This window comes from Caloramator proteoclasticus DSM 10124 (genome assembly GCF_900129265.1).
Lineage (GTDB): Bacteria > Bacillota > Clostridia > Clostridiales > Caloramatoraceae > Thermobrachium > Thermobrachium proteoclasticum.
Window position 1 is genome coordinate 1 of sequence record NZ_FQVG01000076.1, and the last position, 8,056, is coordinate 8,056.

Sequence of the window (8,056 nt, forward strand, 5' to 3'; positions counted from 1 at the left end):
AGTCCGTTTACGTTACCACCAATGACAAAAGCAGCTGCATATGATGGACTATGGAATAAGATATTTTCTTGAAGTATTCCATTTTCATCTATTTTGGCTTTTTGCCTGCGTTCTTTAATACCAGGCGGAATACTTTCAGAATCTATCGTTTCAATATGACTACCTTGTAAAACTACAAAACCTTCGTTTGTTCGCTTACAACTTGCCTCGATAATTTTGCCACTTTTTCGACTTTTTCGTTTTAGAAAGAGTAGCAATTCTTCAGGAGTCTCAACATTAATTGTTATTTTAGGCTTATCTATGAGGGGTTCAAATAATTTGTGACCAAGAGCACCCATAACAATTTTGGCATAATCAATGAATTCTTCAAGTTCACTTTCCTTTTCTTCAGTTATATTACCTTGAGTGGGTTCAATTTCGTTTTTAAGAATATAGCGATTTGCTTCTTTAGCAAGAGTGCAAAATCGATTTTCAAGATAGCTTATCTCTGTAGGGCCAAATGAATTATTAGATGTAGTAAATACAACAGCCTCTGTCCAATAATCCTTGTCAGGATTACGTTTATGTTCTATCAATTTGAAGGATAAATTTGAACTAGCATCTGATGAATATGATATAGAATCAGAAAAGACAAAGGCACAAAGTGCAAAGTTTAAGGGTAAATTCTATTTAAGGGGTTAAGATGGAAATTATAGGTTTATTGTAGATGAGGATGGAGAAAGATGGAATGTACAATTATTAGAGGATGTTTTGATTTTGTACCTGATGAACCAGTATCAACAACGTAAAACATTATGTATATCTAATTAATCTGTAAATAAATGTTTGATATAATAAAGCATATAGATAGCAATTAGTTATTAGATAGTGTGAATTAAGACACTAAGAATAAATAACATATAAAGTTGAAATGAGGTGTAAGAATTGCTTGATTTTGAACTTGATGAGGAGGATTTTAAGATCAAATGTTATACAAATGTTAAATTGATATATGAAAAATTTAAGCATAAACAGCTTAAATTTGTAGCTGAATGCAAAGATAGTGATATTTGTATAGTAGATAGAAACTATGAATTTACGGAAGAAGATTCTAAGGGTAAGCTTAAGATAAATGTTGATGAATTAAGCAGTAGTGTAGATGCTTTTATAAGTCAAGATCATATTGAGGCTTACTTGGATATGATAGAAAAATATGAATCAGATGACTATGGTGTGGGAATGGCTGATTTTTATGACATTAAGTCAGTGACAAAAGGAAGTTTAATTGAGTATATAAAAATAAATTTAAATAGCGATGATAAAGCTGAAGATATTGAAAAGTTCAAAAAAAGTTTTAAAGCATCAGAGTTTGAAGTAGGGGTAATACTATTTGTTTCTATAAAAGATTTAAATAGGTTATCTAATTTTTCAAATGTTTTACAAAGTATCTATCCTAATATGGATGCTGTTATTATGACACCAGCTCAAAATGTAAATTATACGGATAAGTATGCAGAAGTATTTGTGTTTAAAAAATAAGGGTTTTCGTCAATTGTTGGGGCGGGTATTCCTTAGAATACCAATCCTGTACTATAATTTTATTAAATAAAACCTTGTATCAACATCATCGTCATTAGACATATTGAACAACACATTGATACGATAGATAGAAGCTCTGAGAAATCAGGGCTTCTTTGCTTTTTTGAATGGCAGCCATATCACATATAACTTATGAGTGAAATAAAAAAAGATAAATTGCATATTGATATGTATATAAGTTGAAAAAAATAATTAAATATAATAATATAAGGATAAAAGAGATAATTTGTAATCAATATAAAATTGGTGTAATACAGAAAAATTAGTAGGTGAAAATATGAAGATACAAAATCCCCACGATAAATTTTTCAAAGAAACCTTTTCAGACATAGAGGTAGCAAAGGACTTTATAATAAACTATCTGCCACAGGAAATGGTAGAACTAATAGATTTAGAAACATTAGTATTACAAAAGGACAGTTTTATAAACGAAAAGCTACAAGAAGTATACTCAGATATGCTATTTAAGGTAAATATAAATAAAAGAGAAGGATATATATATTTTCTATTTGAACATAAAAGTTATGTAAGTAAACAAACAGCCCTGCAGCTATTGAGATATATGGTAGAGATATGGGAGATGAACATAAAGAAGGAGGGATTAGGTAAATTACCAATAATAATTCCTCTTGTAGTATATCACGGAAGTGAAAAATGGAACATAAGAAATGATTTAGGAACAATAATAGAAGGATATGATGAATTAACAGAAGAAATAAAAAGATATATACCAAACTTTGAATATCTTCTATATGACATATCAAGATATAAAGATGAAGACATAAAGGGACAAGTACAGTTAAGAATAATGTTATCAATATTAAGAGATATATTTTCAGATGATGTAAATAGGATGAAAAAAACGATATTAAATGCAGCAAGATATTTAGTAGAACTTGAGGATAAACAAACGGCACTTCATTATTTTGAGACATATATGAGATATATATTTAGTTCATATCAAGAAATAACAGAAAATGATTTTAGGGAAATAACAAAGGATATAGAGAAAATATTTATAGAGGGGAGTGAGTATGCTATGACATTGGCAGAAATGTTTAGACGAGAAGGTATGGAGAAAGGTATAGAAAAAGGTATAGAAAAAGGTATAGAAAAAGGGGAAACTATGGCATTAACAAAAACAGCAATAAAGTTATTGACTAAAAGATTTGGGATAATATCTGATGATTTAAAAAAGAAATTACAAGAATTAGATGTAGCTACATTGGAAATTATAGTTGAAGATATATTAGATATGCAAAGCATAGATGAAATAAATAAATATTTGAAGAAATAATTTGAAATAAAATATATTTTGAAAAAGAAAACATTCACAGTTTTAGCGGGGATGGTGAGCTTATGCTAACTATTTCCGCTTTATTTGCACAAGAGGAAAGTAGGTCAGTAAGTGGAAACTTGTGTTGGATAATATTGAAAATGAAATAAAGAAGGCATTTGTTAAGGTGTTTAATGGGGTTACAAATAATAAGAAAGAAATTTTATGGGGGGTATGAGGAAGTTGTAAAGGAACTTAGTTGCACTGAAGATTTAGATGAAACAATTGATTTTTTTATTTTAGAGGCTTTATAATATGTATATAAACTTAAATAATAGGGAGGTTTGTTTATGAAAGTAGGAAGAAATGATCCTTGTCCTTGTGGTAGTGGTAAGAAATACAAAAAGTGTTGTATAGATAAAATAAACCCAGAAGTGAGCTTTAATAATTTTAGAAATTTTCTTTTAGAATTATGGTCTTATGAAGAAGTAAAAGAAATGAGTAATGAAGAAATAATAGAAAAATTACAAAGTATAGGAATAATGTTTAATAAAGAAATATTTTTAAAAGATATAGAAAGATATTATTCTGCAGAGCAAATATCTGAAAATTGGTTTAATACTTATAATGTGACAGCTAAAGGAAGAGATGAAGATTTTCCTTTTTATGCAGCTTGGGTATTATGGGAAAGGTTTGCTCCAGAAAATGCTTTATCCATAGAGCAAATGGCAGATTTGATTGAAGAAGGATATCAGTATTTAGATGATAATAAATCAATTTTGGCATGCGATAAATGGCTAAAAGTTTGGGAAGGGATAAAATATAGAATAAGAACAGATTTTAACACTCTTGAATATTTGGATAAAGAGTATTGTGGAAGTTTTGACATAAGGGACTTTTGTCAAGAATTAGAGAGTGAGTTATATAATGCAGGAATTGATGAGCCAAAATATTTTGAAATCAGAATCAAATATTGTAAAGAATTTCTACACTATTTTAGGAATGAAAATGAGGAATTAATTCATCAGATGAGGAGAGCGATAATTGAGTCTTTAGTTAGATTAAATAAATTAGAAGAAGCGAAAATTGAGTGTGAAAAATTAATATTAGATTTTCCTAAGAATCCTTGGAGTTATATTGCTTATGGTGATGTATATTGTTTGTATGAAAACGATATATATGATGCTGTTAAAGCGAAAGAATTCTACCAAAAAGGACTTTCTATAGCCACAGGGAATGAAGAGAAAGAAATTATTAAGGAAAGATTAAAAAATTTAGGTTAATATAATTTTTAATTAAGATACTGAGGATTTAGTATGGAAGTAATTTTTATGTATTAAAAATTGGCTCTTTATAAATAGTTGGGGCTGGATATTCGATTAGAATGGCCGTCCTTAATTTTTTAAGAGTGATTTTAGAAAGTTAAGTTAGATTGGGGGAGTATTCTAAATTTGAACAACAGATACTTAGAAGCCTTGAGAAATCAGGGCTTTTTGTTTTGTAGTGTAAATATACTTGGAGGCGATGGGGGTTGAATAAAAACATATCACAAAAAAAAGGAAAGTAAGTGGAAATGAAGAATAAATTAAATAAGACATAATTTTATCTCTCCTTAGGAGGCATTATGTTTTTTTTATATATAAGATAAATCAAAGGGGAGATGAAATTCAAATATCTTATAACTTAACAAAACTATTAATTTTTTTTAGGAGTGGTGTTATGATTAGACAACTCTTTGAAATCGATAGAAAAATAGTGGAGAAATATTTAAAAAGAAATTACATCGAAACTACATTTTTGATAGGCAATATAAAGTATTTTGGAATTGACAATAACAAGGAATTAAGAAGATGTGGGGATTATTATGGATATTTTCAAAAAGGCGAATTGAAGGGCATAATACCATTTTATAACTTAGGAAGTTGTATTCCTCATTATGAGAGTGAAGGAGCTATTTCTTATTTTGTAGAGATAATGAAAGAGAGGGACTTTAAATATCTTCTTGGCATTAGAAGAATTATTGAGCCTTTGTATGAAAACTTGAAGAATGTTAAATCTATCGCAAATGTTAGTGATGATGCATATTATATCAATAAAAATTTAAAAGAATTTCAATGTAAAGATATTGAGATACAAAATTATTATGAGCTTGATTTAGATATAGCTGCTGAATTCTTAGTGGAGGCAAGCCAAATAGGTTTTGGAAGAGATGATGCATCGATAGAAGAAGCTAAAAAAACTTTAGTCCAAATGCCTGTTGATGAGGACTATTTGTTTGCCATTAAGGGTGGTAAGATAGTTGCAACGGCATGTATTCAAACTACAACAGATGAAATTTCACAAATTGGCGGGGTTTATACAACACCTATAGAAAGAGGGAGGGGATATTGCAAGGCAATAGTTTCTAAGCTTTGTAGAATAATTATCGAAAGGGGTAAAATTCCAACGCTAATGGTTAGAAAGGATAATACCCCAGCATTAAAAGCCTATGAAGCCTTAGGATTTGAGTTTTACGATGATTACATGATAATTGAATTGTAGTTGGTAGTGTAAAAAGTTTATGAAAAACTAGCTAAATGGAATAAATTAACAACAGAATGATATAGTAATGGAAGTTTCCCCTGTCAAACGTAATCAAAATTTTAATTTAGTTTTAGAAGAAGGCGAAGGGAATGGATATAAAGGATTTAAGAAGTCTGATTTAAGATATATTTTTGAGATAACTCAATTAATTTCTGCCACTTAGCTGGCATTGTAGAATATTTTTCAAGTTCAGGAATAATAGCAGGGACTCTCTTTTCAAGGGCACTCTGAGGTCTCAAGAAATTAAAGTATGTAACGAAGGCAACAGAACTATCGCCAGAAGAATAACCTGTTGCAGGCTTGTAGTTAGCTTTAAATGTTCTATTGAGCTTTTCGATAATTTGTTTAAGAGGTCTAAATTCTTTAGACACGAGGTCATTGTTACTAAGTCCAATAACTTGAGTGACATCAAAGTTTATACCATGACCAGCAAAGAAATGTTGAGCCAGCAAATAAATAGGATTACCATCAGTAATGATTCTAAGATTATCAGGAGTAGATTTAAGTTTAATAAGGATATCGTTAATAGCTTTAATGGCTGAGATGGTATCACAAATAGGAGAAACTCTATACGAGAGAATAATCTTTTTAACAGCATCAAACATAAAGAAAACATAGTGCCATCTGTCATTAACTTTGATGTGAGTTTCATCGCCAGAGAATGAATCAGAAAGCTGCTAATCATAATTATTAATAAAAGGCTTAACAAGCAAAGAAACAGAATTCACATAATTTAAAACAGTTAGGTTAGATATATTAACGCCATAGACATCTTTGAGTAGAGCGGCAGTTTTTCTTGTTGAAAGGCCATAATTAACGTAATAAGTAAGAACAAGACCGAGAATATTACGTTTTGCAATAATTAAATACAAAAAGTTAAAAAAATAATTTCAACATCCATATTACCATAAATGTTATTAATTGTATTTTATTAAAGAGTTCTGTAACCTATAGCTCGGTCCATTGAATATAAGTAAATGACTTTGATGAACCATTTTAAACGGCAAGTACTTTTGGAGAAATATCGCAAATTTCTTATACTGAAATTTTTCCATTTAATCATTAAATAAAGACTTCCTATTTTCCAACCTGTAACCAACAAGTACTAAGTTAATAGATAGCAATCTAATCCTTTTGTAAAATTGAGAAAACATTTAATTGGGCAGAGGAGAAAGAATAGATTATATTATTGTGTTAGTAGTATAAAAAGTTTGAGTTATATAATGATATAAAATAGTAATTTTAGTCTTGTATCAACATCATCGTCTAAAGACATATTTGAACAACACAATGATACGATAGATAGAAGCCTTGAGAAATCAGGGCTTTTTTGTTTTTTTGATAGCAACTATATAACATTCACTTTAGGATAAAAGACATGATGAAACTATTGAATACAATTATGGTAATTTATTTATTAAGGTCTTTATTAAAGCTTATGGCTGATGTTTGGTTAAAAAGCTGTCATTTTTGGTGTAGGCAAACATCAGGTGATGCAAAAATAGATATTGCTAATTTTAAGGAATTTTTTAAAAATATTCTACTGTGACCTCCTTTCCAAGGCATTTTAAATATCCAGCCATAGTATCAACAAGCTTTAATTTTAATCCTAAATCGAGAGGAAATTCAGGATTTTGATGGGCAGGATTAATGGCTCTTCCAACAAAAAAATGTATATTAGTAGCCTCTTCTATCAGCATCTTAGATAGTCTTGAAGAACCATCATATTTATTGAGATAAAATAAATCTGTTAAAGTATCCTTAGATGAAATATACCTTTTTACATATTCCACAGCTTTGCTCATTGTAAGTACCCCTTCGCAGGCTAAATCTATACCATCAATTTCCGCTGTAGGAGGAATTGAAGGATTAATGTAGTTTAAATTAACCTTTAGCTCTTTGTTTAAAACCCTACAGACTATCTGAGATGTAGTACCTCCGCATACAACCTTTTTCCCAACGCTATTTATAAACTTTTTAATAACATATTCATCAAGCTCCTTATCAACAGGAGGCCCTATTAATACGTTAACGTTTTGAGGCTTTCTAATTTTTACAACAACAACTGTTGTATCATCTCCAGGTTTTTGCCCATAAAGATTATCACAGATGTTAACTAACAACCTTGCAAAGTTTTTAGCAGGTAGTTCTTTTTTATATGTTCTTTCTGTATAATCTTTAATATTTTCCCACTGCCATCCCAAGTTCAGTGTCTGCCCTATTCCTGCATGAACTGCTCCATCGCTCATCATAATAAATGTATCATCTAAATCTATCAGAAGTTTCGCAGATTAAAAAATAAATAGGGCGTAGCCCCTTGATATGTAATGGTTTAGATGAATAATAATTGAAATATGTAAATTCCGATTTTTACTGGAAAAAATTTAGGGTTTAAAAATGAAAACATCCTTTCTATAATGAATTTTGCTACAAACCTAATAGAAAGGATGTTTTGAGATGAACAAGCGTTATTTAAAACAAATGCTCACCTACTTCTCTAAGGTATACCATCTTGGAGAAAAAATCAAGGGGTTAAAAGATGGAAGAATAAATCCTCAAATTGAAACTTCAACTATTTCATTTATAGTTCTGTTCACATTTATCTGTAGACTTAAAAGT

At 29.6% G+C, this 8,056-nt stretch carries 5 protein-coding genes and 3 pseudogenes; 5 read left to right on the plus strand and 3 right to left on the minus strand.

Annotation, left to right across the window (positions count from 1 at the left end; all coding sequences use genetic code 11):
• Nucleotides 1–575, minus strand: a 575-nt coding sequence (locus BUB63_RS12215; protein WP_242947377.1) for a GIY-YIG nuclease family protein, incomplete at its 3' end; no start/stop codon positions are given.
• Nucleotides 576–924: 349 nt separating this feature from the next.
• On the opposite strand from BUB63_RS12215, the gene BUB63_RS12220 reads away from it, so the two are divergent.
• The 5 genes and pseudogenes from BUB63_RS12220 (at nucleotide 925) to BUB63_RS12235 (ending at nucleotide 5,395) form a co-directional block, all read left to right on the plus strand.
• Entirely contained in the window at nucleotides 925–1,518 is a 594-nt protein-coding gene (locus BUB63_RS12220; protein WP_073250142.1) for a hypothetical protein, read from the plus strand.
• Between the two features lie 337 nt (nucleotides 1,519–1,855).
• Nucleotides 1,856–2,875 carry an Rpn family recombination-promoting nuclease/putative transposase gene (locus BUB63_RS12225; protein ID WP_073250145.1) on the plus strand — a complete coding sequence of 340 codons (1,020 nt, stop codon included), beginning with the start codon at nucleotides 1,856–1,858 and terminating at the stop codon, nucleotides 2,873–2,875.
• An 11-nt stretch (nucleotides 2,876–2,886) separates the two neighbouring features.
• Nucleotides 2,887–3,015 (plus strand): annotated as a pseudogene (locus tag BUB63_RS14115) (recombinase family protein); the annotation flags it as partial.
• 192 nt (nucleotides 3,016–3,207) lie between these two features.
• Nucleotides 3,208–3,276 (plus strand): annotated as a pseudogene (locus BUB63_RS14070) (SEC-C metal-binding domain-containing protein); the annotation flags it as partial.
• Between the two features lie 1,297 nt (nucleotides 3,277–4,573).
• Nucleotides 4,574–5,395, plus strand: coding sequence for a GNAT family N-acetyltransferase (locus BUB63_RS12235; protein WP_073250151.1), 822 nt, complete (start codon nucleotides 4,574–4,576; stop codon nucleotides 5,393–5,395).
• Nucleotides 5,396–5,541: 146 nt separating this feature from the next.
• On the opposite strand, the pseudogene BUB63_RS12240 reads toward BUB63_RS12235, so the two are convergent.
• Both BUB63_RS12240 and BUB63_RS12245 read right to left on the minus strand, forming a co-directional pair.
• Nucleotides 5,542–6,090: pseudogene (locus BUB63_RS12240) on the minus strand (DDE-type integrase/transposase/recombinase); the annotation flags it as partial.
• 876 nt (nucleotides 6,091–6,966) lie between these two features.
• On the minus strand, nucleotides 6,967–7,686 hold the full coding sequence (locus BUB63_RS12245; RefSeq protein WP_143290290.1) for a hypothetical protein: 720 nt from the start codon (nucleotides 7,684–7,686) through the stop codon (nucleotides 6,967–6,969).
• Nucleotides 7,687–8,056: the final 370 nt, after the last annotated feature.

Bases quoted from the DNA above. Each gene is read 5' to 3' on its own strand.
- BUB63_RS12225 (WP_073250145.1), top strand. From the start codon at position 1,856: ATGAAGATACAAAATCCCCACGATAAATTTTTCAAAGAAACCTTTTCA.
- BUB63_RS12245 (WP_143290290.1), bottom strand. From the start codon at position 7,686: ATGAGCGATGGAGCAGTTCATGCAGGAATAGGGCAGACACTGAACTTG.
- BUB63_RS12235 (WP_073250151.1), top strand. From the start codon at position 4,574: ATGATTAGACAACTCTTTGAAATCGATAGAAAAATAGTGGAGAAATAT.